This is a genomic window from Marinobacter sp. JSM 1782161 (assembly GCF_011421605.1).
Lineage (GTDB): Bacteria > Pseudomonadota > Gammaproteobacteria > Pseudomonadales > Oleiphilaceae > Marinobacter_A > Marinobacter_A bohaiensis.
On the sequence record NZ_WSSA01000002.1, the window covers coordinates 894,821 to 920,385 of the forward strand.

The 25,565-nt window shown below is 63.7% G+C and carries 22 protein-coding genes; 5 read left to right on the top strand and 17 right to left on the bottom strand.

Annotated elements, in window-relative coordinates; all coding sequences use genetic code 11:
* Positions 1-25: 25 nt before the first annotated feature.
* From acnD to brnQ, 10 genes are all read right to left on the bottom strand, one after another.
* The gene (gene acnD / locus GQB00_RS03885; RefSeq protein ID WP_165855292.1) at positions 26-2,632 is read right to left on the bottom strand and encodes a Fe/S-dependent 2-methylisocitrate dehydratase AcnD; all 2,607 of its coding nucleotides are present in this window, start codon (positions 2,630-2,632) and stop codon (positions 26-28) included.
* Between the two features lie 87 nt (positions 2,633-2,719).
* Positions 2,720-3,847: a 2-methylcitrate synthase gene (gene prpC / locus GQB00_RS03890; RefSeq protein ID WP_111495967.1), complete on the bottom strand. Its 1,128-nt coding sequence runs from the start codon at positions 3,845-3,847 to the stop codon at positions 2,720-2,722.
* Positions 3,848-3,943: 96 nt separating this feature from the next.
* Complete coding sequence (prpB, locus tag GQB00_RS03895) at positions 3,944-4,831, bottom strand: methylisocitrate lyase (protein WP_165855293.1); 888 nt, start codon at positions 4,829-4,831, stop codon at positions 3,944-3,946.
* A gap of 13 nt (positions 4,832-4,844) precedes the next feature.
* Positions 4,845-5,525, bottom strand: coding sequence for a GntR family transcriptional regulator (locus GQB00_RS03900; RefSeq protein WP_165855294.1), 681 nt, complete (start codon positions 5,523-5,525; stop codon positions 4,845-4,847).
* Positions 5,526-5,634: 109 nt separating this feature from the next.
* The gene (locus GQB00_RS03905) at positions 5,635-7,218 is read right to left on the bottom strand and encodes a glucan biosynthesis protein (protein ID WP_165855295.1); all 1,584 of its coding nucleotides are present in this window, start codon (positions 7,216-7,218) and stop codon (positions 5,635-5,637) included.
* Between the two features lie 48 nt (positions 7,219-7,266).
* On the bottom strand, positions 7,267-9,393 hold the full coding sequence (gene mdoH, locus GQB00_RS03910) for a glucans biosynthesis glucosyltransferase MdoH (RefSeq protein WP_165855296.1): 2,127 nt from the start codon (positions 9,391-9,393) through the stop codon (positions 7,267-7,269).
* On the bottom strand, positions 9,386-9,643 hold the full coding sequence (locus GQB00_RS03915) for a hypothetical protein (RefSeq protein WP_165855297.1): 258 nt from the start codon (positions 9,641-9,643) through the stop codon (positions 9,386-9,388). Before GQB00_RS03915 ends, mdoH begins: the two co-directional genes overlap by 8 nt.
* 23 nt (positions 9,644-9,666) lie before the next feature.
* The gene (locus GQB00_RS03920; RefSeq protein WP_165855298.1) at positions 9,667-11,211 is read right to left on the bottom strand and encodes a glucan biosynthesis protein G; all 1,545 of its coding nucleotides are present in this window, start codon (positions 11,209-11,211) and stop codon (positions 9,667-9,669) included.
* 314 nt (positions 11,212-11,525) lie between these two features.
* Positions 11,526-13,004, bottom strand: a complete 1,479-nt coding sequence (locus tag GQB00_RS03925) for a ShlB/FhaC/HecB family hemolysin secretion/activation protein (RefSeq protein WP_165855299.1) — start codon at positions 13,002-13,004, stop codon at positions 11,526-11,528.
* 669 nt (positions 13,005-13,673) lie between these two features.
* Complete coding sequence (brnQ, locus tag GQB00_RS03930) at positions 13,674-14,996, bottom strand: branched-chain amino acid transport system II carrier protein (RefSeq protein WP_165855300.1); 1,323 nt, start codon at positions 14,994-14,996, stop codon at positions 13,674-13,676.
* 336 nt (positions 14,997-15,332) lie between these two features.
* On the opposite strand from brnQ, the gene galU reads away from it, so the two are divergent.
* Positions 15,333-16,169, top strand: a complete 837-nt coding sequence (gene galU / locus GQB00_RS03935; RefSeq protein WP_111495958.1) for a UTP--glucose-1-phosphate uridylyltransferase GalU — start codon at positions 15,333-15,335, stop codon at positions 16,167-16,169.
* A 280-nt stretch (positions 16,170-16,449) separates the two neighbouring features.
* Here the strand turns inward: galU and GQB00_RS03940 are convergent, their stop codons facing one another.
* Positions 16,450-16,854: a helix-turn-helix domain-containing protein gene (locus GQB00_RS03940; protein ID WP_228160550.1), complete on the bottom strand. Its 405-nt coding sequence runs from the start codon at positions 16,852-16,854 to the stop codon at positions 16,450-16,452.
* Between the two features lie 25 nt (positions 16,855-16,879).
* Positions 16,880-17,665 carry an enoyl-CoA hydratase-related protein gene (locus tag GQB00_RS03945; protein WP_165855301.1) on the bottom strand — a complete coding sequence of 262 codons (786 nt, stop codon included), beginning with the start codon at positions 17,663-17,665 and terminating at the stop codon, positions 16,880-16,882.
* A gap of 163 nt (positions 17,666-17,828) precedes the next feature.
* On the opposite strand from GQB00_RS03945, the gene GQB00_RS03950 reads away from it, so the two are divergent.
* Together GQB00_RS03950 and GQB00_RS03955 are read left to right on the top strand one after the other, a co-directional pair.
* A complete protein-coding gene (locus GQB00_RS03950) occupies positions 17,829-18,626 on the top strand; it encodes a creatininase family protein (RefSeq protein ID WP_165855302.1) in 798 nt (265 codons plus the stop codon).
* Between the two features lie 144 nt (positions 18,627-18,770).
* A complete protein-coding gene (locus GQB00_RS03955; RefSeq protein WP_111495954.1) occupies positions 18,771-19,619 on the top strand; it encodes a RibD family protein in 849 nt (282 codons plus the stop codon).
* Here GQB00_RS03955 and GQB00_RS03960 read toward each other — a convergent pair.
* Genes GQB00_RS03960 through GQB00_RS03980 form a run of 5 tightly spaced genes read right to left on the bottom strand, consistent with a single transcriptional unit; the run spans position 19,588 to position 23,908 of the window.
* Entirely contained in the window at positions 19,588-20,526 is a 939-nt protein-coding gene (locus tag GQB00_RS03960; protein WP_165855303.1) for a lysylphosphatidylglycerol synthase transmembrane domain-containing protein, read from the bottom strand. The two genes, GQB00_RS03955 and GQB00_RS03960, sit on opposite strands and share 32 nt — an antisense overlap.
* On the bottom strand, positions 20,523-21,389 hold the full coding sequence (locus GQB00_RS03965; RefSeq protein ID WP_165855304.1) for a class I SAM-dependent methyltransferase: 867 nt from the start codon (positions 21,387-21,389) through the stop codon (positions 20,523-20,525). The genes GQB00_RS03960 and GQB00_RS03965 overlap by 4 nt, the downstream gene beginning before the upstream one ends.
* Positions 21,390-21,441: 52 nt before the next feature.
* On the bottom strand, positions 21,442-22,503 hold the full coding sequence (locus GQB00_RS03970; RefSeq protein ID WP_165855305.1) for a glycosyltransferase family 4 protein: 1,062 nt from the start codon (positions 22,501-22,503) through the stop codon (positions 21,442-21,444).
* Positions 22,493-22,891, bottom strand: a complete 399-nt coding sequence (locus tag GQB00_RS03975; RefSeq protein WP_111495951.1) for a 6-pyruvoyl trahydropterin synthase family protein — start codon at positions 22,889-22,891, stop codon at positions 22,493-22,495. Before GQB00_RS03975 ends, GQB00_RS03970 begins: the two co-directional genes overlap by 11 nt.
* Before the next feature lie 24 nt (positions 22,892-22,915).
* On the bottom strand, positions 22,916-23,908 hold the full coding sequence (locus GQB00_RS03980) for a zinc-dependent alcohol dehydrogenase (RefSeq protein WP_165855306.1): 993 nt from the start codon (positions 23,906-23,908) through the stop codon (positions 22,916-22,918).
* Positions 23,909-24,162: 254 nt separating this feature from the next.
* Here GQB00_RS03980 and GQB00_RS03985 point away from each other — a divergent pair, with 254 nt between their 5' ends.
* Positions 24,163-24,945, top strand: a complete 783-nt coding sequence (locus tag GQB00_RS03985) for a CDP-alcohol phosphatidyltransferase family protein (protein ID WP_165855307.1) — start codon at positions 24,163-24,165, stop codon at positions 24,943-24,945.
* The gene (locus GQB00_RS03990) at positions 24,933-25,529 is read left to right on the top strand and encodes a YceI family protein (protein ID WP_165855308.1); all 597 of its coding nucleotides are present in this window, start codon (positions 24,933-24,935) and stop codon (positions 25,527-25,529) included. Before GQB00_RS03985 ends, GQB00_RS03990 begins: the two co-directional genes overlap by 13 nt.
* Positions 25,530-25,565: the final 36 nt, after the last annotated feature.

Consider the following 25,565-nt stretch of genomic DNA (forward strand, 5'->3'; position numbering starts at 1 on the left):
GCTCTTGCCTGGCAGGGACGGTTGCTCAAGCACTCGCCTTATCCGCCTCGGCCTCCAGGAAGTCCTGCGCAAAGCGCTGCAGCACACCGCCCGCCTTGTAGATGGACACTTCTTCCTGGGTATCGAGGCGGCAAATGACTGGAACCTCCTGGCTCTCGCCGTTGGCGCGGTGGATCACCAGCGTCAGCGTCGCGCGCGGTGACGGTTCGCCCTTGACGTCAAACGTCTCGGTGCCATCGATGCCCAGTGTCTTGCGGGTGGTGCCTTCCTCAAACTGCAGCGGCATCACGCCCATACCCACCAGGTTGGTCCGGTGAATTCGCTCAAAGCCTTCGGCAACGATGGCCTCAACGCCGGCCAGGGCCACGCCCTTGGCGGCCCAGTCACGGGAAGACCCCTGCCCGTAGTCGGCACCGGCGACGATGATCAGCGGTTGTTTGCGGTCCATATAGGTCTCGATCGCCTCCCACATGCGCACCACCTTCCCTTCCGGTTCGATGCGCGCCAGGGAACCCTGTTTCACCTCGCCGTTGTCGTCAGAAACCATCTCGTTCAGCAGTTTCGGGTTGGCGAAGGTCGCCCGCTGCGCCGTCAGGTGGTCGCCCCGGTGGGTCGCGTAGGAATTGAAATCCTCTTCCGGCAGGCCCATTTTCGCGAGGTATTCGCCGGCAGCGCTGGACGCCAGGATCGCGTTCGACGGGGAGAGATGATCGGTGGTGATGTTGTCACCCAGGACCGCCAGCGGGCGCATGCCCGTCAGGTTCTTTTCCCCGGCCAGCGCCCCTTCCCAATACGGCGGGCGACGGATGTAGGTGCTCATCGGGCGCCACTCGTAGAGCGGGTCGGACTGCGCCTGGGCCTTACGGGTGACATCGAACATCGGGATGTAGGTATCGCGGAACTGGTCCGGCTTCACCGACGACTTCACGATGGCGTCGATTTCCTCGTCTTTGGGCCAGATGTCCTTGAGCATGATCGGGTTGCCGTCGGCGTCGTGGCCCAGAGCGTCCTTCTCGATGTCGAAACGGATGGTGCCGGCAATGGCGTAGGCGACCACCAGCGGCGGCGAGGCCAGGAACGCCTGCTTGGCGTAGGGATGAATCCGGCCGTCGAAGTTGCGGTTACCGGACAGCACCGCCGTTGAATAGAGATCCCGGTCAACCACTTCTTTCTGGATCTTGGGATCGAGCGCACCGCTCATGCCGTTGCAGGTGGTGCACGCGAAGGCCACCACGCCAAAACCGAGTTGCTCCAGCTCCGGCAGCAGTTCGGCTTCTTCCAGGTACATCTTGACGGTCTTGGAGCCCGGCGCCAGGGAGGACTTCACCCAGGGCTTGCGGATCAGGCCCAGCTGGTTGGCGTTGCGGGCGATCAGGCCGGCCGCCACCATGTTTCTCGGGTTAGAGGTGTTGGTACAGCTGGTGATGGCGGCAATGATGACCGCACCGTCCGGCATCTCGCCTTCTTTCTCTTGCCACTGGCCGGCAATGCCGCGCTGCGCCAGTTCCGACGTCGGCAGGTGCGCGTGCGGATTGGACGGGCCGGCCAGCGTGCGCACGACCTTGGACAGATCAAACGTCAGCACGCGCTCGTACTCGGCGTTCCTGAGGCTGTCCGACCACAGACCGGTGTGCTTCGCGAAGTTTTCCACCAGAGTCACCTGTTCGTCATCGCGACCGGTCAGCTTCAGGTAGTCGATGGTCTGGTCGTCGATGTAGAACATCGCGGCCGTGGCGCCGTATTCCGGCGTCATGTTGGATATGGTGGCGCGGTCGCCCACGGTCAGGCTGTCGGCGCCTTCGCCATAGAATTCCAGGTACGCGCCGACGACCCGCTCCTTGCGCAGGAATTCGGTCAATGCCAGGACCATGTCAGTCCCGGTAATGCCTGGCTGCAGCTTGCCGGTCAGTTCGACGCCGACAATGTCCGGCAGGCGCATCATGGAGGCACGGCCCAGCATGACGCTTTCAGCTTCCAGACCGCCCACACCGACGGAAATCACGCCGAGGGCATCGACCATCGGCGTGTGGCTGTCGGTGCCGACACAGGTATCCGGGGACGCCACGCGGTCGCGCACCTGGACCACCGGCGACATCTTCTCCAGGTTGATCTGGTGCATGATGCCATTGCCCGGCGGGATCACGTCCACGTTCTCGAACGCGGTCTTGGTCCAGTTGATGAAGTGGAAGCGGTCGTCGTTGCGGCGATCCTCGATGGCGCGGTTCTTCTCGAACGCGTCCTTCTCGAATCCCGGATGCTCGACGGCCAGCGAATGGTCGACGATCAGCTGGGTGGGCACCACCGGGTTCACCTTGGCCGGATCGCCGCCCTTCTCGGCGATCGCATCGCGCAGGCCGGCCAGGTCGACCAGGGCGGTCTGCCCCAGGATGTCGTGACACACCACGCGGGCCGGATACCAGGGAAAATCCAGATCCCGCTTGCGTTCGATCAGCTGTTTCAGGGAATCGGTCAGCATGGACGGATCACAGCGGCGCACCAGCTGCTCCGCCAGGATACGGGAGGTGTACGGGAGCTTGTCGTAGGCGCCGGGCTGGATGGCGTCGACCGCCTCGCGGGTATCGAAGTAGTCGTAGTCGGTGCCCGGCAGAGGCTTGCGGTATTGGGTGTTCATGACTTAAGGCTCTTGTGAAGAATGGTCGGAGGGCCTTTGTGTCGGAACCGGCCAGTGCGGCCGGCTCCGGTCTCTCTCATTGGCGCGTCAGGCGCGCTTCTCAATCGGCAGCCACTCTGCGTGATCCGGACCGGTGTAGTCCGCGCTGGGACGGATGATCCGGTTGTTTTCACGCTGCTCCTTCACGTGGGCGGTCCAGCCGGACACCCGTGACATCACGAAGATGGGCGTGAACAGCTCGGTCGGGATGCCCATGAAGTGATAGGCCGAGGCGTGGAAGAAGTCGGCGTTACAGAACAGTTTCTTCTCGCGCCACATGACCTCTTCGCAGCGCACCGAGACGGGATACAGCACCTCGTCGCCCACTTCCTGCGCCAGTTTTTCGGACCACTTCTTGATGATGCCGTTGCGCGGATCGGACTCGCGGTAGATCGCGTGGCCGAAGCCCATGATCTTTTCCTTGCGTTCGAGCATGCCCAGCAGCCCCTGCTCCGCTTCGTCCGGGGTCTGGAACTTCTGGATCAGCGCCATGGCGGCTTCGTTGGCGCCGCCGTGCAGCGGACCGCGCAGCGTGCCGATGGCGCCGGTCACGCAGCTGTGGATGTCGGACAGCGTGGAGGCGCAGACCCGCGCGGTGAAGGTCGAGGCATTGAACTCGTGTTCGGCATAGAGAATCAGCGAGACGTTCATCACGCGCTCGTGCAGCTCGCTGGGCTTCTTGCCGTGCAGAAGCTCCAGGAAATGCCCGCCGATGGAGTCGCAGTCTCCGTCGGTCTGGATGCGTACGCCTTCGTGGGCGAAGCGGTACCAGTAGGTGATAATGCTCGGGAACACCGCCAGCATGCGGTCGATCTTGTCGTCCTGCTCGCTGAAGTCCTGCTCGGTCTCCAGGTTGCCCAGCATGGAGCAGCCGGTGCGCATGACGTCCATCGGGTGGGCGTCTTTGGGAATCTGTTCGAGAACCGTCTTGACAGCGTCCGGCAGCGCCCGCAATCCGCGCAGCCGGCTCTTGTAGGCGTCCAGCTCCTGCTGGTTGGGCAGCTTGCCGCGCAGCAGCAGGTAGGCCACTTCCTCAAACTGGGCATTGTCCGCCAGATCGGTGATGTCGTAACCCCGATAGGTCAGCCCGGTACCTGATTTGCCGACGGTACACAGTGCGGTTTCGCCAGCGACCTGACCACGAAGGCCAGCGCCGCCCAGTTTTTTCTCAGCCATGATGTCACCTTGTCGATCTTTGTTGGGATTATTGGTGTTTGTGGTGTCCGCCGGAGCCTCTGTTCCAGGCCCCGACGCAATCAGATTCCGTATCGCTCACCCTTTCTGCTGGGCGAACAGTTTGTCGAGCTTCTGCTCGAATTCGTGATAGTCGAGGAAATCGTACAGCTCCATGCGAGTCTGCATCATATCCACCACGTCCTTCTGGTCGCCCTTGTCCAGGATGTTCTGGTAAACGGCCAGTGCCGCCTTGTTCATGGCCCGGAAGGCGCTCAGCGGATACAACACCATGTCCGCGCCCGCTTCCGCCAGCTCCTTGCAGTTGTAGAGCGGCGTGGCGCCAAATTCAGTGATGTTGGCGAGGATCGGCACGTCGAGGGCCTCGGAGAAAGCGCGGTAGTGTTCCAGTTCCGTCACCGCCTCAGCGAAGATACCGTCAGCGCCGGCTTCGATACAGGCGCGGGCGCGCTCGATGGCCGGCTCCAGACCTTCACGCTGGAAGGCGTCGGTGCGTGCCATGATGAAGAAGTCGTCGTCGGTACGGGCATCGGCGCAGGCCTTGATGCGGTCGACCATTTCCTGCTGGGAGACGATCTCCTTGTTGGGGCGGTGGCCGCAGCGCTTCTGCGCCACCTGGTCTTCAATGTGGACCGCCGCCGCGCCTGCGCGCTCCATCTCTTTAATGGTGCGGCCGATGTTGAACGCCCCGCCCCAGCCGGTGTCGATATCGATCAGTAGCGGCGTCTGAGTAGCGGCAGTAATGCGGCGCACGTCCTCCAGCACGTCGTTCATGGTGGTCATCCCCAGGTCCGGCAGACCGTAGGAGGCATTCGCCACGCCGCCGCCGGAGAGGTAGATCGCCTGGTGCCCCACCTTTTCCGCCATCATGGCGCAGTAGGCGTTGACCGTGCCGACAATCTGCAGGGGGTTGTTGTCTTCGAGAGCTTTCCGGAAACGCGCTCCGGCGGACACTTGCTGGCTCATAACGGCTCCTGATTCAAAGGGTTAAAGAACCTTCTTTTATTTTTTTCTCGATATTGAGGCGCGCCGCATTGATGTGTCGCTGCATCAGGAAACGGGCCAGTTCCCCGTCCCGCTGGGCGATGGCCTCGGCAATGTTGCGGTGTTCGCGCAAGGCGCGCTGGGGCCGGCCGGTGGAGGTGCTCAGGCGATAGCGGTACATGCGGACCATGTAGTACAGATCGCCCAGCAGCATCTGGCTCAGCTTGCGGTTGCGGCTGCCCATGGCAATGCAATAGTGGAAATCGTAGTCGCCTTCGTGCTGGTAGTAGGCCTGACCCTGGGCTTCTTCGACCATCTGTTCGTGCCGGTCCAGCAGGCGCATCAGATCGTCGATCTCTTCGTCGGTCATGCGCTCGGCCGCCTGCTGGGCGGCCAACCCTTCCATGACCTCGCGAATCCGGTACAGCTCCAGCAGCTCGTCACCGCTGACCGCCATCACCTTGAAACCGGCGTGGGGCCGACGAATCAGCAGACCGCGGGATTCCAGCCGGCCCAGAGCCTCACGCAACGGACCACGGGTTAGTTGGAAGCGTTCGCAGAGTTCCAGTTCGCCGATCTTTTCGCCGGGCGCCAGATCGCCCTTGACGATCGCCGTTTGCAGACAATCGAAGGCTTCGTCAGCTCGGGTTTGGGTTTGCGGGGCAATATCCAGCATCTTTGTCGACAATATCAAAGTGGAATGCTGGAAAATTACGCCCAGGCATGTGCATTGTCAACAATCCGCGCCACCAAAGACGCAGATTGTTGACAATCAGAAGGCCGACTCAGTACAGCGTGCGCTGATCCTTGGGGGGTGGGGTGTACTGGTAAACCCAGGTTTCGGTGAGAGGCTGGTCATCCAGCTTGAGGTAGAGCCGCAGGTCGATGGGCTCTTCCGAATCGTCAGGAACCAGATCGAACATGGCCCGATAACCGTTGATCGAATGCAGCGGTCGCGCGGAGGTGATTTCGATACGCCCCCGGCTGCTGGTGATCACGGGTACCACGTTGGCGTCGTCACCCAGCATATCGAGCATACCGCCGGCGAAATCGATGGCAAAACGCCAGGAAAAGTATTCCCGCTCCTGGCCGACCACGCCGCCCAGGCCCGTCCGGGTCGCCTGTGCGGTCGCCAGTTCATAGGGTTTGACCGGCGGCCGCTCGCCCCAGTGCAGTCGATACGAGAACAGGTGCTCCTGATCCGGTGCCAGCGGCTCCTGCGGGGTCCAGAAGGCGACGATGTTGTCGAAGGTCTCGTCGACCGTGGGGATTTCCACCAGCATGACGCGGCCCTCGCCCCAGTCTTCCCTGGGTTCGACCCAGAGGCTGGGACGCTTCTCGTAGAACACGCCGTCGTCCTGGTAGTGATCGAAATTGCGATCCCGCTGTAGCAGGCCGAAGCCTTTCGGATTGCGGTCGGAGAAGGTGTTCACGCGGATACCCCGCGGGTTGACCACAGGCCGCCAGATCCATTCGCCGGCACCGGTATGCATCGCCAGACCGTCGGAATCGTGGATCTCCGGGCGCCAGTCGTAGTCCATGCGCTGACTGTTCTCCCCCACCTGGTACATGCTGGTCAGCGGAGCGATACCGACGCGCTCCATGATCGTCCGCGGGTAGAGGGCGACGCCCACGTCCATCACCATATTGCGACCCGGATGCAGATCGAAGACATAAGCCCCGGTGACACTGGGTGAATCCAACAGGGCATACACCGTCAGCTTGGCGCTGTTTGGCTTGGGCTTCTCCAGCCAGAACGCGGTGAAATTGGGAAACTCTTCCTTCTGGTCGGTGGCCGTGTCGATGGCCAGGCCACGTGCGGACAACCCATACTGCATGTCGGCCCCGACCGCACGGAAATAGCTGGCGCCCTGGAACGCCGCCAGATCAAGCTTGAAGTTGGTATGGAACTGGATTCGGAAGCCGGCGTAACCCAGATCTTCCGGTAAATCGCCCAGGGGCTCCTCGCCGCTGTAGCTGAAGTACTCGGGGTCGTAGCCAAGCTCCTGAGCCTTGCCGTCGATCACCTCGAAGATGTGGACCGGCGTCTTGAAGAATAACCCCAGGTGGAACAGCTGGGCACGGAACGCCATGCCCTCTTCCTGCCACAGGGACTTTTCAGGCCGGAACTGGATCGCCTGGTAATCGTCCCAGGACAGGTTTTTCAGGGAGCGCGGCAGATCCCCTTCATGGGATTCATAGGGCCGGCCTGCCAGCTCCCGGGCGTGCCCCTTGAGCCAGGCGTAACTGAAGTCCCTGACCTCGCCTATGGGGCGCGCCTGGGCGGTCGCCGAGTGGAACAGGGCGCTCGCCGGGATACCCTGCACGCCGGCGGCGGCGAACATTTTCAACAGCGTCCGTCGATCCATGTCTGCAATTCCCTCCCTCAATCGGGGTCGTTTCCGTTAGGCGGCCGCTCAATCGAATGCAGCCAGCTTCGCAATGCGGCGGCCCCAGTAGCTCTCCGGAGTGGCACGCCAGGCTTCGTGGTGCAGCGCCCCCAGGGACTCCTGGTCGCGGCACAAGTGACTGAGTTCACTGCGGGTCAGGCCATCCGGCCCTTCGTCCACGCATCGCCGCACCAGGCGACTGAGCACTTCCGCCCTCACCTCGCGACGGTGCCGGCCGGCCAGGGCCTGATGCATCTTGTTCAGTCGCGGGCGCAGGATCGCCTCCTCGAAATTGGTCAGCGGCGATGAGTCCGGCTCCGCCTCCCGGCTCAGCTCGGCGTCATCGAGCAACTGGCTGGGGTGCAACTCTTCGGGAATCAACAGCAACCGGCGACGCCGCAGCCGCTCGCCAATGCTGACGCGACTTAGGTACACGCAGGTCGGTGCAGCCAGCACCAGCGGAACAGCCACCGGCAACGACCACAGGAAGAACAACGGATCCAGGCTCCAGGCAAACGCCGACCAACCGGCGCCCACGACGAGCCCCGGCAGCTGCGTCACGATCGCTTCCCGCCAGGAGGTCTCTTCAGTGCGGTTCTGGCCGGCCCAGCTGAGGGACACATTCATCAGGCCACTGAGCACGTAGCGGCTGTGGGCCAGCATGCGCACCGGCGCCAGCAGCACGGAGATAACGATTTCCAACAGCACACTCAGCGCCATTCGCCCAAAACCACCGAACTGACGGGACTTACGGTGGAGCAGCGCGTCCAGAATCGCCAGGAACTTGGGCAGGAACAGCAGCGCCAGCGTGCTCAGCGCCAGACTCAGGGCCCATTCCGGGCGCCATTCGGGCCACAGCGGGAACAGGCCCTCATGCCCCTCTGGGAAATAGTCGATCGGAGACAGCGCCATCTGGGCCGCCTCCACGGTGGTCAGAATCAGAAAGCATAGCCAGAGCGGCGAGGCCACATAGGCCATGATGCCGTTCATGAACGCCAGGCGATGGGCGAAGCGAATCCGCCGGCCCAGCAGCATGATCCAGAGATGCTGCAGGTTCCCCTTGGACCATCGCTCGTCCCGGGTCAGCTCATCCGACAGCGTGGGCGGCGATTCCTCGTAGCTCTGCCCCAGCCCCGGCTCCAGCCAGACTTCGTAGCCGGCGCGCCCCATGTAGGCCGCCTCGACGAAATCATGACTCAGAATCGGCCCGCCAAAGATACCGAAACCCGGCAGCTTGCGCAGACCGCAATGAGCCATGAAGGCGTCCACCCGCAGCACCGCGTTATGCCCCCAGAAGGCGGCATCGCCCATCTGGATGGCCGCCAGCCCCGTGGCGAAGAGCGGCGAGTACATGCGGTTGGCGAACTGCTGCATCCGGGCGAACAGGGACTGGCCGTTGATCAGCGTCGGATTGGTCTGCAGGATGCCGACCTGGGGCTCGCGCTCCATCAACTGCACCATGCGAATCAGCGTCTGGCCGCTGACCAGGCTGTCGGCGTCCAGCACCACCATGTACTTCGAGCGACGCCCCCAGCGGCGCAGGAAATCCGCCACGTTGCCGCTCTTGTAGTTGAGGTTGACGGTCCGGCGACGATAGAACAGTCGACCCTGGGCCCCCAGCTCCTCGCAGATCCGGTGCCAGGTGGCCTGCTCCTCCAGCCAGACGTTGGGGTCGCGGCTGTCGGACAGGATATAGAACTCGAAGTCGTCGATCTTGCCGGCACGTTCGATGTCCTGGTAGACCGCTTTCAGCCCGCTCAGGGTACGGTGCACCGGCTCGTGGTAGATCGGCATGATCACCGCGGTCTTGCCCAGCGGCGTCTGCTCCAACACCTCTGGCCGGTGGCGGTGCAGCAGCGAGCGCCGGTCGCCGCCGGTCAGGCGCAGCACGAAGCCCAGCACCGCCGTCCAGAAACCGACGGCAATCCAGGCATAGAGCAGCGCAAACAGGACCAGCAATCCCATCTCCACGGCGGTGCCACCGTGATAAGGCAGTACCCACAGAAGGTAGTAGCAGGCCACCACGGTCTGCCCCAGCACGAACAGGATCAGCAGGGCTCGCCGCAGGAAGGCAATCCCGCGCCAGCGTACCGGCTTGTCGGCGGCTTGCTCGGCGTTTGCCCCGGTGGCGTCCTGCGATAGCGTTTCAGACATAGGGACTGTACCCGATGCTGCCACGTAACAGCGGAGGCGCCTGCCGGGGAATGGTCGCATCCGGGATGTCAAAATACTCCGGCAGCAGGTTCATGGCACGCTCCATGACCTTGCCATCGGGGTCCTCGCGCAGGGCGCGCTCAACCAGGGACAGGGCCTTGCAACAGTCTTCCGACGTCATCCCGACGCCACAACCGCGCAGATAGGCTATCAGGCGGTCCAGGACCTGCTGACAAACGGCTCTAGGCATGTTCACTCCTCCCGAGTGGTCGATTATTCCTGAGGCTCACGCAGGTCGGCACCCGGTGGCAGTTCGTAGGTCCAGGTCTCGGTAAGCGGCTTGCCGTCCATGCTGAGGAAACCGCGCAGCGCCATGTCGGCCTCCGGATTCGGTTTCACGAGCATGGACAACCGCCAGGCGTCCAACGGTTCGTTGTATTCCACGAAATGCTCGATCACCTCGACGCCGTCGCCACCGCTGACCTGGCTGACGACCGGGGCATCGGATTTGAGCTTGGCCAACTCGCCCCCGGTAAAATCGACGATGATCCGATACGCCCCTTCAACGCTGCCTCCGCCGATACGATCCCCTTCGCCGACAAACGTCTGCAGCGCACTGGCGGTTGGCTCCCGAGCGATTTCCTGGTCCCCGAAGCGCATGGTGTATTCCAGGGTCCGCTCCTGGCCGGCCTTGATCGGCTTACCAGGGCGCCAGAAGGCGACGATGTTGTCGTTCACTTCCGAGCGGGTGGGAATTTCCACCAACACCACCTGCCCTTCGCCCCAGTCGCCGCGGGTCGTAACCCAGGCGCTGGGACGCAGGTCATAGCGGGCTTCCATGTCCTCGAACTGCTTGAAATCCGTATTGCGCTGCATCAGACCGAAGCCTTTGATGTCTCCGGCATACAGGTAACTCATCCGCAATTTGCGCGGGTTGATCAGCGGCCGCCACAGCCACTCGCCGCTGGCGCCGTCGTGAATCAGCAACCCATCGGAATCGTGCACCTGGGGGCGCCACTCTCCCACCGGGCGGACGGTATTCTCGCCGTAGTAGAACATGGAGGTCAGCGGTGCCAGGCCAAGCAGCTCCACATCGCTGCGGAAAAACAGCTGGGCCTTGACGTCGACCCGGGTGCTGTCGCCGGGATGCACGTCGAATCGGTAGGCGCCGGTCACGCTGGGCCCATCGAGCAGCGCGTAGACGCGCATGGTGTCGCTGCCGCCGGCCGGACGTTCGAGCCAGAACTCGACGAAACTGGGCACCTCCTCCCCGGACGGCAGGCCCGTGTCGATGGCGATGCCACGGGCGGATGCGCCGAAACGCTCACCGCGGCCCAGTCCCTGCAGGTAGCTGGCTCCGCCAAACACCAGGAACGGGTTCTGCTCGGTCTCCCGGTGCATGGGAAACGTCAGTTTGAAGCCGGCATAGCCGAGGTCGGCCGGCACGCGCTTGGCAAATGCATCGTTAGGGTAGTTGAAGTTCGACTTATCGAACTCGATGGGCTTTACGCCCTCCTTATCCACCTCGTGCAACTTGACGGCATGGGTGTAGTAGCTGCCGGGCGTGAACAGGTTGACCTGGAACCGGGAAGCGCCCTGACGCCACAGGCTGGCATCAGGCTTGAAGCGGATGGCCTGATAATCGCTGAAATTCAGATCGCGCAGGAACTGGGGGGCCTGGGCCGGTGCTTCGTAAGGGGTGGCAGCACGCGCCTTGGCCATATCCACCACGTCCTCCAGACCGAAGGCCTGGGCGGTCTGTGCGGTGATCATGATGACTGGGGCGATAAGGCAAGACAGCAGTCGTGCTGGAAACATGGACGATCCTTTCTCCGTTGGTTCAGTGGGGCACTGTCACAACCTTGCAGACCATGATGCTTCCCGGTCACAACGCGGTGCCGACTCCCTTGATTCAGCAACCGGGGTATGGCCGTCTATTTCAGTTACCACGCCCGGTGCTGTTGAAATGTAACACTCTCAGTGGCTTAGGCTTCAAGTGACATCTCTGTAAGGCCCCGATCATCAACGCAGGCGACACTGTTCAGTATATGCACAATTTCAGGTTTATTTCAGGATATGTCGGGGACGATGGCAGGAATGTCGTCAGGTTGGCATCGGGTGCTCCGCCGGGGTCAGAGGCCGACGGAGAGAGACAGGGAAACGTCCGGAACGTCCGGTTTATCGGTGGCATCACTGGACGCGCCAAGCATCCGCCCGACACTGAAGCCCGCCTGGATACCCCGGCCCTGGAAGCGCAGTGACACCTCCGCCGCACTGGCCGAACCGGCCCGATCCGCCTGCATGCTGGCGTCCGGAATCCAGCCCCGCAGCAGCGAGAACTGGAGCGCTGATCGCAGGTAGGACACCATTGGCATGGTGAATCGCGGACTGTTGGCATCCAGCCGCAGCCAACCACCCTTGGCGGCGGTAATCGACTGGCCGTTGAAGCCCGAAATCATCGCCGGCCCCACCACCGTAAAGTACTGGGAGTCCGGCAGATCGTCCGGCGTAAACTGGTAGTGGCCACTGAAGCCCAGTTGCCAGTCGAAAAGCTGGCGACTCAGCGAACCGGACAGCACGTACTTCTGGAAACCATCGTTCTCGTCAAGGCCGTCTTCGTCGTCGTAATCCTTGCTGACCATCTCCATGCCGGAACTGGCCGCAAAGCGGGTCGATGCGGTGACATCGAACAACAGCTCCCGCGATGTCGAACCTTCCAAGGTGAACATCGACAGCTGGCGCGACGAATCCTCCACCCACTCGCCTTTCTCGTGATAGGTGGCCTGCTGGTTGCGTACACCCAGTACCGAGTCGAAGTTGATTCCGCTCCAGGAGAACAGCGAGCGGCGACCGCTGAACGTCAGGTTGCGCCCTTCCCCGCGGGCTTCGTACTTGCTCTCGTCGCCGGTGACAGTGCTCTGGTAGGAGAAGGTATCGACGTCCATGCTCAGGCTATTGCCCGCCAGCGGAAACGCATAGTGGAAGGCAAACGCCTCGGCTTCGTTCTGCACCCGCTGGGAACCGGACTCGTTGAAATTGAAGCGCATCGCATGGTTGGCTTCGATCAGGTCATCCGCTTCCAGCCCGATCCGGCCGGAATGGCCTTCGCGGGATCGGGAACTGCTGCCCGCCAACTGCAGGTGCGAGCCGAGCCAGTGCTGCTGAACGTGCTGCAAACTGAAACTGGGCCCCGATTGGCCTCGCTCGGCGGGCTTGGCCGACTCCACCACCGCCACATTGGCGGTACCGGCTGGCGGCGTCCAGCGTCCGAAGGTGTAGGACGGCAGCGACTGGGGCACCACAATGTCGGCAGCACCGGCTTCACCGGCCCGCTCGACCCGGCTCGATGCCGGACGCCTGACAGGGAAGTCGCCATTGTCCGGTAGAGCCACCGTGGCGTCCTTGAAGCGCAGGGTGAGCACCTGCCCCACAATGGGCCGCTGCGGCAACCAAACCACCACTTGGCCACCTTCTTCGCGCTCCAGCACGTCATTGATGCGGTTGGCGAGACCGTCGAGCCGCTCGGGGTCGAGGCACTGGGCCGTATTGGGCTGAACCAGCGCATAAACCCGGGTCACCACCCGCTTGGACAGCAACTGAAGACCGGGCATCCGGACCGATTTAACCGGAACACAGCGGCCGCTGGGCCAGTCGGCGTTGAGGGAAGAGCGTTCTGGCAAGGGGCGTGCCGGCGTCGTCAGCCAACTGTTGGCTGCGGCGGATTCACGGAGGGAGGAGCGATCCTGTGAGATGCTGATCGACGAATGCGGGATACCAGCCCCGATGTCAGCCGGTTCAATGCGCGCAACAGCACCCGCACCGGTGCTGAAAGCACATCCCAGCAAAATCATGAGCGCTGTCAATCTCACAAACAAAGGTCCCCGGCAGGTGGCAAAACGCACCTGTCTGTCAAAGGTTGTCGCTATAAAAGGTTGTCGGTAACCGATCAGAGAAGCCGGCTACTACCGAGTGCCCCAGACGACGCAGCTTGGGGAGGATCTGTGCTCAGAACAGAGCGCTGCACAGGCCGCTCGACATTCTCGAGCCCGGCCTGCTGGCAGTGGCGTTGACTATAGGTAATCCAGCGGAGTGATTCCAGCCCCTGATTTCAATTTTTTACAAATTTAATTTTTTCAGTAAAACAGGCGCTTGTAACGTTATTTATATGTAGATTCTGGAGTCGGTCCGTAACGGAAATACGCAACATGATGACACGTTTTTAATGCGGTCCCGGGCCCGGTGACTCGAAGCGCGGCCCGGATCACTCCGGACCTCGCCACTCAGGCCGCCGCCGAATTCTGCCGAATCCGGACGGACGCTTCAGACAACACCAGAGCTGCAAGGCCCGGCACCAGCCACCCCATGCCCGATTCGCTGAACGGCAGGACGCTGATGGCGTCAGCCGCCCTGGCAAACAGCGCCAGCCCGGTACCGGACAGACCATCGATCAGGCCAACGATGAACATCGGCGTCAACGTCATGGCAAAGGTACGTCTCGGGTTGGCGAGGCTCGGCCGGATCAGGCACAACACAATCAGGCCGATGCACACCGGGTAGATCACCAGCAGCGCCGGGATCGTCAGCGCGATCAGTTGCTCCAGGCCCACGTTGGCGACGAGCACGCACGCCAGCGTCATGGCCACGGCAAACACCCGGTAGGACACCCGCGGAAACTGCTCGTGGAAGTACTCGGAGCAAGCCGTCACCAGGCCGATGCTGGTGCTCAGGCACGCCAGCGTCATGGTGGCGGCCAACAGCCACTGGCCCCAGTCGCCGAAGATACCGGTGATATAGAGGCTGATCATCTGGGCCCCGTTGTCGGTGCCGTAGGCGATGCCGTGGCTGGTCGCCCCCAGGAAACCCAGGGCCATGTAGACCATCGACAAACCCGCCGCAGCGATGATTCCGGCCTTGATGGTGGCTCCGGTCAATGCCTTTTCGTCATGGACGCCACGCCCTTTAAGGGCCGTGATAATCACGATACCGAAGGCCAGGGAGGCCAGCGCATCCAGGGTCTGGTAACCGGCCAGGAAGCCGCTGCCAAAAGCGCCCTGCTCCATTTGGCTGACCGCCCCGGACATCTCGCCCTGGGGGAAAAGCAGCGTGCCGCCGCCAATCAGCAGCAGGACCAGCACCAACAGGGGCGTGATCAACTTGCCCACCGAATCGACGATACGCCCGGGAAACATCGCCGCCAGCAGGCTTAACCCGAAGAACCCAAAGGTGTAGATCAACTGGCTGGCATCGCCGGCCGACTCGCCCAGCAACGGCATCACACTGAACTCATAGGCCACCAGCCCGGTACGCGGCGCCGCGAACAGCGGCCCTATGGACAGGTAAAGCACCAGACCGATCAACGTGGCCAACAGCGGCGGCAGGTCCTGGGTGATCCGGGACAGCCCTCCGCCCATGCGCGCGGCCGCCACCACCCCCAGCAGGGGCAGGCCCACACCGGTGAGCAGGAAACCGGCCATGGCCCAGCCCAGCTGGTCGCCGGCCTGTTGCCCCAGTTCGGGTGGAAAGATCAGGTTGCCGGCGCCCAAAAACAGGGCAAACGTCATCAGCCCAACGTAGAGTACGTCGGAATTATTGACAGGTTTCACAGAAAAAGCCTTGTTGCGTTCAGTCGATTGTGTGGCAGATCAGCACGGCGGGAAGCTCAGGTAAGTCGTGCGCGGGAGTACCGCGACGACGGACTTGCAGTACCGATTCGGGTGGGCCAATACTCAGGGAATCCGCGCCCCGGCGCCATTCGGGAAAGCCCCGATGGCCCCGTGGATTAAGGGAAGGTGACGAAGTGGTAAGCCCTCGATACCTCCATTTGTCACAACAAGTTGGTTACACTTGGCAAACTTTGTGCACAACAGCACTGAGCCTCTTGCGGGACCAACGGTCCCGAAAGGACAGGTTTTCACAAGCCCGATAGAAGGACGACATCTATGATCAGGAAGTGCCTCTTCCCCGTCGCAGGTTACGGTACCCGTTTCCTGCCGGCCACCAAGGCCATGCCCAAGGAAATCCTGCCCATCGTAAACAAGCCGCTTGTGCAGTACGGGGTTGAAGAAGCCTCGGAAGCCGGCATTCACGAGTTCGGTTTTGTCACCGGTCGCGGCAAGCGCGCCATCGAGGACCATTTCGACATCAGCTACGAGCTCGAGCACCAGATCGCCGGTTCCGGCAAGGAAAACCTGCTGACGTCCATCCGTGACCTGATCAACCACAGCTCCTTCTCCTTCACCCGCCAGAATGAGATGAAGGGCCTGGGCCACGCCATCTGGACCGGTCGCAACCTGATGGGCGACAACCCGTTTGCGGTGGTCCTGGCGGACGATTTCTGTGTCGCCGAACCGGGCGACATCGGCGTGCTGGCGCAGATGGCCGAACTGTACAAGCAGTTCCGCTGCTCCATCGTCGCCATCGAGGAAGTGCCCGCCGACGAGACCCACAAATACGGTGTGATCGCCGGCGAGCCCATGAAGGACGGCCTCTACCGAATCACCGACATGGTCGAGAAGCCGGCGCCGGAAGACGCACCGTCCAACCTCGCGATCATCGGCCGCTACATCCTGACTCCGGACATCTTCGAGATCATCGAGAACACCGAACCGGGCAAGAACGGCGAAGTGCAGATTACCGACGCCCTGCTGGAGCAGGCGCGCAAGGGGTGCGTACTGGCCTACCAGTTCCGTGGTCGCCGCTTCGACTGTGGCAGCATCGATGGCTTCGTACAGGCCACCAACCACGTCTACGAGAATATCTACAAGAACGGCGACTGATCGGTCGCCGCGAGTGTCCCGTCTGTTGATTCGCTAACTGACTGCGCGTCACTGAAGGTTCTGGACAAGTCGCCGTTCGCCGGCATGGTGGCGCCATGTCAATAACGGGGAACGCAGGGCCAGGGCCTTCAGCGGCGCGTCTTTCGGGAGGCCCTGAGAGACCGTACTGCTGGTTGTAGTGACTTGATTTGTAACCACCAAACCGGCGCCCCTACGCCTTGCTGCCCGATCTCTCAGGGGCTCAGTAGGTCAGCGAACCAACCAGACGGGACTCCAGGATTCAGCCCAACAGCTGAATGATCATGCGCCGGTTTTCGTCCGTGCTGTTACGGAACCGGCGCAGCAGTTCCATCTCCTGCTCCGACGGTTTCAGCCTGTCGACTTCCTTCTCCAGCGCATCCAGCGCCCGCGTCAGATCCATGTCGCTGTCAAAAGCCAGCCCCGGCAATTCCATCTGGCCGGCATCGGGCGCCTCTTCGAAATCCAGCAGCGCCTCCAGCGGGGTTTCCGTCTTCAGGCACAGATCCATCAGCTCGTCGATGTCGGGGTAGCCGCGGTGGTTGGCATTCCCCTCCTCCCAGCTCTGCACCCGGCGTTCGTCGGTATCGCACAGGCGCGCCACGTCGGCGATGGATAGCTGCCTGGAGTCCCGCAGAGCCTTGATCCGACGATGGAAAGACTTCATGTACCGCATCTGGTGATTCCCTCTGTCAACGATCGTCCTGCCAGGACGGTGCGCGTCCTTCGCGATCCGCCGCTATGCCCTCGATCTGCTCGTCGGCGCCCTGCAGTTCCACCATCCAGTCCCGCTCGGCGGCAAAGCCGGTTTCCAGCGGCCGCATCCGGGCGTGCTCGATCAGTTGCTTGGTGGCCCGCACCGCCTGCGGTCCCTGGCGGAACGAACGCCGTACCCAGTCGTCCGCCAGCAGGCGGGCCTGGCCCGGCTCGCTGATGGCATCCACCAGCCCGATCCGCAGCGCCGTCTGCGCGTCCACCGATTCGCCGCACAGCAGCATACGCTTGGCCCAGACTTCGCCCACCAACCGAACCAGCAGCTGGCTGCCGCCGGCGTTGGGAACCAGGCCGTAGCGCGCCGGAGACAGGGATAACCGAACGCCCGGCTCGGCGATCCGGAAGTCACAGCATAGCGCACATTCCAGCCCGGCGTCCGTGGCCTCTCCGGTCAGCGCCGCGGCCGAAACGCCCGGGAAACGCCGCAATGCCGTGAAGGCCTGGGCGAAGGCACGATTCAGACCCGCACCGGCCACCTTGCTGCCGCTCCCGAACAGACCGATGTCGACACCCCGGCAGAACGCCTCGCCGGGCTCACCGGCGACGACCAGCCCCCGCACCGACTCGTCCAGCAGCAGCGCCTGGATGGCCTCATGGAACACCTGCAGGGACGTTTCATCCCAGGTCCGTGCCTCGGACAGCGGCAGTTCCACCTGCGCCAGCCCGCTTTCGACGATCGATTGCTTCGCTTGTGACTGACTCACCCTCTGCTCCGTTGCCATGCACCCAAACGGTGCCAATACATCATTACACTTGATAGAGCGCCGACCGTGCAATGCCGCGCGCGCCAGGTTCTTTGCCGGTATTATGCGGCACGCCAGAGTGGTCTACACTGCCTTAAACGCCAACCGAAAAAGGCGATCCGGCATGGGCGCGCAGCCTCTCTACTGGCAGAATCTGACGACCGTGGAACTGGCGGACAAAGCCGACCGCGAGGCGGTTGCCATCCTGCCGGTTGCGGCGGTCGAGCAACACGGCCCTCACCTGCCACTGTCCACCGACCTGTCCATTGGTGAAGGCATCCTTCATGCCAGCCTTCCTCTCCTGCAAGACGTTCCCGCCCTGGTACTGCCCACACTGCCGGTTGGGCTGAGCCTGGAGCATGGCGCCTTTCCCGGGACCCTTTCGCTGCGACCGGATACCGCGATTGATGTGCTTGTCGATATCGGCCAGTCGGTGGCGGCCGCCGGTATCAAACGCCTGGTGATCTTCAACAGCCACGGCGGCAACCGCCAGATCATCGACCTGGCCGCGCTGCAGCTGCGTCAGCGCTTCGGCATGCTGGTGATCAAGGCCAACTACTTCCAGTTCGCGCCACCGGAGCACCTGGTGGCCACGGACGAGATCCGTCACGGCATCCATGGCGGCGAACTGGAAACCGCCATGATGCTGCACCTTGCGCCCGACAGCGTCCGCTCGGAGCTGATCCGGGATTTCACCACGCCAGCGGAAACAGACCTCGCCGATTTCGTCTACCTCGCCCCGGAAGGCACCGCCGCCTACGCCTGGATGGGCCAGGACCTGAACCCGGCCGGCGTCGTTGGCCGCGCCGGCAAGGCCACCGCGGATCAGGGCGCCCAACTGGTGGCCCATTTCGCCGCCTCCCTCGCCGACACGGTACGCGAGGCCGCCGCCTTCAATCTGAAATGGCTGCGATCCCGCTGACACGATGACCGACCGTTTCGCCACGCTGCCACAACCCGCCGTGACACCGGGGATCCAAACGTTGCTCCGGCCTCGTATGGTTTCAGGAACCGCCCCCGCGGGCACCCCAATAAAAGCGACGGATACACCGCCAGGACCGACACCATGACCCGACCCACGCTCGATGCCGAAACCGCCTGGACCCTGATCCAGTCGCTGGCCACACAGACCACACCCGGCCCCTGTTTCCTGCCCGGCCGGGAGGAACCGGTGCTGACGGTTGGTGATCGCGGCGACTGGCAACTGCACGCGACACCCGCCGACCGCACCGCCGACGATCTGCTGCAGTGCTTTGTCCCGCTGTGTCTTCCGACCCGGGATCCGGTGGTCTATGCCCAGGTGGGGCAGAGCCTGGACGGCCGGATCGCCACCGTCACCGGCGCGTCCCAGTTCATCAACGGCGATGGCGGGTTGGATCATCTGCACCGCTTGCGCGCGGTGGCCGATATCGTGGTGGTCGGTGCCGGTACGGCCGCAAGCGATCGGCCTCGACTGACAGTGCGGCGCGTGGAAGGCAGCAATCCGGATCGGGCGGTGATCGACCCCAACCGGCGCGTGGATCGGGACCAGTCGCTGTTCGACCAGCGTCAGGCCAGCACCTACTGCCTGGTCCGCGAGCAGGCCGAGCACGCCGACGAGATCGGTATTCCCTGCCCATCCGACTGCATGACTCCGGAAGGCATTATCGCGGTGCTGCGTGAGCGGGGTTATCGACGGATCTTCATCGAAGGGGGCAGTTGTACCGTGTCCCATTTCCTGGAAGCCGGCTGTCTCGATCACCTGCATGTGATTGTCGCGCCGATGATCATCGGCAGTGGCATTCCCGGTATCCAGTTGCCTGCCATCGATTCACTGGATGGCGCCCTGCGGCCGGAATGGGCGTCATTCAACCTGGGGAGTGATTATCTGTTCGACATGCGCCTCAGGTCGCCGGCCGCAGCTGCGGGATCATGAAGACCAGCCCCGGCAGGCTCGATACCAGGAACACAAGTCCATACGCCAGGCCCAGCGCCACGCCCTCCCCGGCCGGATAACCCAGCGACAGCCAGAGAACGCCGGCCACCCCCTCCCGAACGCCCCAGCCGGCCACCGTGACCGGCAGCGTCATGGCCAGCAACAGGATCAGCGCGCAGGGAACAACCTCGGTCGTCGGCATGGACAGCCCCAGGGCCTGGGCAAGGATGACAAAGACGCCGACGTAGCTGGCCAGCACCAGCGTCGACCCGGCAAGCTGCCATGCCAGCATGTCCGGCACCAGCAGCCCGGCTTTCAAAGAGCGCCAGAAAGACAGCGAATGGGCGCGCAGCGACCGCCGCGCCAGCCATCCCAGGCCAAGCAGGAGCGCCAGCCCCACGCCGACTATCGCTGCCTGCACCGCGCCCGGCAGGCTGGCAGCTGATGGGCTCAGCCCCAGTTGCCCGATCGGCATCCAGCGCCAGGCCAGCAACGCCGTCAGGATCAGTACCAGTTGGCCGGAAAAACGTTCGATCATCACCGCATGGGCGGCCTGGGCATGATCCCCATGCGCCGAGCCATGGCGAAGCGCCCGGTTGGCATCACCCAGAACGCCTCCCGGCAACACCTGGTTAATCCAGGTGGCCCGGTAATACTCGCGCACGGCGGCCCGGTAATCGAGCGGCAGACCAAGCCGACGCGCGGTCAACTGCCAGCGCCAGGCGGAGACAAGCACCTGGACCAGGGTCAACGCCAACGCACCGGCCAGCGCCGCGGGCGTCAACTGGCTCAATGACACCTGCCAGTCACTGCGACCGAACACCCACAAGGCACCGATCAGGACCAGCAATGTCCACAGCCAACGGGCCCATGGGGAAGCGAATGCCTGGCCGATCCATCCTCTCATTCCGGCGCCTCCGCGCCCGCCGCTGCCGGCAAGCCAAGCACGTCCCGGTGGGCCACTTCGATCGTGAGCCTATCGGCGGCGCGGTCACTGAGTCGCTGATCCAGCCAGCGCCGCACCCGATCGATGTCCGTCGGGCACTGCTCGGCGACCGCCTGGGCCCAGCCCTGCAACAGGGAGACCTGCAGCGCGCCCTGCTCCGGCCCCAGCTGCCAGTCGGCCGCGGCGGTCTGAACCGTGTAGCCCTGCGCCTGCAGGCATTCCACCAGCACGGGCCAGGCCTCCGGCCCCAGCGCCGGGCCGGCACCCTTGTCCTGGCACTGGTGATCGTTGAACTGTGACCGGATCCAGTCGTCATCGGTCCGGGCCGGCGTTAACCGGAAAGTGCCGCTGTAACTGAGCGCGACCAGCACCGCCGCGCCACACTCGGCGCAGCGCGCGACGAGCCGCTCCAGCCAGGCACGGGAAACCAGGTCGATCAGCGCCGAGGCGGTCACGATGTGGGTGGTCCGGGGAATCAGGCTGTCCAGCGGGCGGTCCAGCCCGGCGCGACGGCACCTGATAGTGTCGATCCCCGGCAGCGACCGGCAGGCGTCGTCCGCCCGGGCCAGATGTGAGGCGTCATGATCGATCAGGGTCCAGCGTTGACCGGCGGGCAAGAGCGGCACCAGGTAACGCAGGTTGGAGCCGGTGCCGCAGCCCAGATCCACCAGCTCATAGCCAGCTCCGGCGGGCAGCCTGTCGCCGATAAATCCGGCGAGTTCATGGGTCAACGCCGGGGAACGTGCGGCGTGATCGACCGACTCCCTCAGGCTGAGCCAGTCCACCTCGAAAAAACCCGCCTGCCTGTGTTCCGACACCGCCATGCACGCCCCCGGTAACATTGCTGTGATTGCTTTCAGCCATAGCGGCCCGGCGCTACGGTTGCGTCAAAGTCTCCAAGGCGGACCGGAACTGGGCGGCCGCATCGGACCACTGCGGCAGGGTCCGGCGTTGCTCAGCCGCCGCCGCGACCAACTGTTGCAGCCTTTGCGGCTGATCCAGCAACTGACTCAGCGCGGCGGCCAGGGCATCCACATCGCCCGGTTCCACCTTGATGGAAGCTGGGTTGTCCGCGGTATACGCCAGGGCGCCCCCGGACGTCGTGATCACCGGCAGCCCGTAGGCCAGCGCTTCGGTGATCACCATGCCATACCCCTCGTACCAAGATGGCAACACGAAGGCATCCGCTTCCCGGTACGACTGGTCGAGGCCGGCGTCATCCAGTTCGCCACACAGATCAATACGATCCTCCAGCCCAAGTGTCTCAATCTGCCTGCGCAGATCCGCCACATAGGCCGGGTAACGATCCAGTGAACCCGCCAGGGTGCAGTGCCAGGCGTCCGACGGGCAGCGCGCCAGCGCCTGGACCAGCAGATCCTGACCCTTGCGGGGCGCGAGGGTGGCGACGCAGAGAAACTCGAACGGCGCATCCAGCTTGACCCGGGGTTCCAGCCGCTGCGGCACATGCACCCCGGGCACCACCACCGCCAGCCTCGCCGGGCTGACGTCATAGTCCGCCAGGCGCCGGGCCGTGAAGTCGCTGGTGACGATTACGCCGGACACCACCGCCAGGGCTCTCCGCTCCGAATCGAAAAACCGCTGGCGCCGGCTTTCGTCCAGGTCCGGCTCATCCGCCAGTGGGTGATGCACCAGCGCCACGATCCGCAGGCGACGGGTGTGGCGCTCGGCCAGCGGCGGCAGTCCGCTCAGCGCCAGCCCGTCGATCACCACGGTGGTCCCGTCCTCCAGCGCATCCAGCGCCTGGTCCATGGCGGATTGGGCGCGGGGGTCGGTCTCGGGAAATTCACCGTCCAGGCCCTGCAGTCGAACCGCTTGGCCGGCGGCCCTGAGCCCTTCGACGATACGCCGGACGTAGGTATAGCCACCGGTACGCTGGTCGGGCGATCCGGGAACCAGGAACGTCAGATCAGAGCTCATTCTCGTACCCCGCCCAGGCGACATGGGATTCCGCCAGCGTGACTTTCATCCGCCGCAGCCCCTCGGCTTCGGGCCCCAGTTGCCCGGCCAGGATGCGTTCGGCCATGCGATCGAAAATCACCCGGGCCATGAATTCGGTGGTGGTGTTGCGGCCGGAGAATTCCTTGTGTTCGTCGAGATTGCTGAGATTAAACTCGGTGACCACCGCCTTGAGCTGTTCGCTGGCCAGACCGATGTCCACCACCAGGTCATCGTCATCCAGTTCGTCCCGGAGGAAGGTTACGTCCACGACGTAGGTCGCGCCATGCATTTTCCGGGCGGGGCCGAATCGTTCGCCGCTGAAGCTGTGGGCGATCATCAGGTGATCGCGGACGGTCAGGCTGAACATGTCAGAAATACCTCCTGATAAACGTTAATAGCAAACCCGATGGCATAACACGCCGGAGTCCGGCGCGGCCACCCGGGCAAGTGATTCCGGCAGATCGTGAAAGGCGCCCTGGGAGTTGATCAGGACATCCAGCTCCGGGGCCGCGAGCAAGCGTAACGCCAGTGCCAGGCGCTCGCCATGATTCCAGCGCGGTGCCTGAAACACGCTGATGCGCCCCACCTGGCTGGAGACCAGCGACAGGCGCCGGGAATGAAAGGCGCCTCCAAGCGTCAGGGGAACCGCCTGATCGCCGTACCAGCTCATTTCCACGATGCGCCCTTCCACACCGGCCAGGCTCAGCGCTACCTGCAGCCCTTCCGGCTGACCGCTGGCATGCACCACCAGGTCGTGATCGTCCGGCCCATCGGCCTGCGCGGACCAGCTGACACCGAGCGCGGCCAGGGTGTCGCGGCGGTCCGGATTGGGGTCGATGGCCTGCACCCGGGTGCCGGGAATCCGGCTGGCCAGCCAGGCCACCAGGCTACCGACCACGCCGCAGCCAATCACCGCGATCCGGTCGCCGACGCGGGGCGATGCGTCCCAAAGGGCGTTGACCGCCGTTTCCATATTGGCCGCCAGCACGCCCCGCTCCGGCGGCACATCCCGCGGCAGCCGCTGCACCGCCGAGCCGGGAACACGGAAGCACGTCTGGTGCGGATACAGGCAGAACACCAGCTCGTTGCGCCAGTCGTCCGGACCTTCGATCACCCGCCCGACATTGGCATAGCCGTATTTGACCGGGAACGGGAACGCCCCCTCCTGGAACGGGCAGCGCATACGCTGGTACTCGGATTCCGGCACGGCGCCGTGGAAGACCAGACTTTCCGTACCCCGGCTGACCGCGCTGAACAGGGTTTCGACCACCACATCGCCGGCGGCGGCCACGCCAGTGCGGTCAATATTGACCGGTCGAATGTCGCCCTGCCCCGGCTCGCGTATCCAGAAGGCCTCGCCCCGGTAACACGCCGCACTCGTCATGAACCACTCCTTCTCATGCCGGACTCCCCGTCCTGCCCGATTCCATGTCACACCCCTGAGCTGCCATGAACCGCCCGGTCGCTGGTGGGCAAACTTTCCCCCGCCCCCAGCGGTCAAACCCATTGACGGGGAGGATTACGCTTGCCGTTTGCGATTGGACGATCCACCTTAATCATGAAGGCGTAATCTTTGCCGAGATGCAAGGTAACGGCACGCGGGCCGTGCCTCAATCCGGATCGTCGCAGGAGTGGTGTATGGATGTATTGCGCCCTGGCCGGCTCAACGGCCGTATCATGACGGAATTGCTCGCGGCCGTCGCCCTCACCGGCGTTGTCGGCATCGGGCTGGGCTATGCGCTGCACCTGCCGGCCGTATTCCCCGCCCTGGCAACCGGCGCGGCCGGCCTGCTCGCGATCGTGGTGGGTCACTGCTGGCACCGCCACCCGGAGTCCCATGGCATGGCCGGGCATGAGTCGCTGGGGCCGGCCAATCGGGTCACCCTGACCCGTGGCACACTGATCTGCCTGATCGCGGCCTTCCTGCCATTGACGTCGATCACACCGGCGCAGTCCTGGACCCTTGCCTGGCTGTGTTTCGTGGCCCTGGTCATGGACGGCGTCGACGGTGCCACCGCGCGCCGCACCGGCAGCCACTCACGCTTCGGCGCGCGCTTCGATATGGAGCTGGATTCAGCGCTGATGCTGTTGCTGTGCGCCCTGGCCGTATCGCTCGACAAAGCCGGTAGCTGGGTCCTGTTGATCGGTGTGGCACGCTACCTTTTCCTGCTGGCCGGCCGTGTCCAACCCAAATTGCAGCAACCACTGCCGGACAGCTTCCGGCGCAAGACGATCTGTGTGTGGCAACTGGTGACGCTGCTGCTGGTACTGCTTCCGCCTTTCCCGACGGCGCTGGCGGCACCCGCGCTGGCGCTGTCGCTGGTGCTTCTGGTTTACTCATTCGGGCGCGATGTGGTCTGGCTGCTGCGTCAGCCGGACGGCGCCACTCACAGCGGAGGACGCTCAACATGCGATCCATGATCCAATCCTGTCTCGCCGCGGCCGTGGGGATGACCCTGGTCGCCCCGTCGTGGGCCGAGCCCCGGACCTTTGACATCGACCCCGGCCACTTTGCCGTCAGCTTCGCCGTCGACCACCTGGGCTATGCATCGGTGCTGGGTTTCTTCCGTGACGCCGAAGGCACGTTCGTCTACGACGAAGCCACCGGCGAATTCGAGTCCGGCCGGGTTGTTGTCCAGGCCGACAGCGTCTTTACCGACAACAAGAAGCGGGACGAGCACCTGCGCAGCGATGACTTCCTCGATGCGAAAGGCCATCCGGAGATCGTCTTCGAGCTGACCGGCTTCGAGGCATCCGGGGATCGTCGCGGCGTGCTCAGCGGCAACCTCACCCTGCGCGGCGAAACCCACCCGGTGGACGTCCAGGTGACCCTCAACAAGACCGGCGATTACCCGTTCGGCCACGGCGACTACACCATGGGCCTGTCCGCCACCACCACGATCCAGCGCAGCACCTGGGGGATGGACTACGGGCAGGACATGGTTGGCGATGAGGTTCATCTCCGGTTCGAGCTGGAAGCCAATGAGGACAGCGGCCTCTTCTGAGCGGTGACAGCCCGTCGGGTGCGGCTGCATTATGTT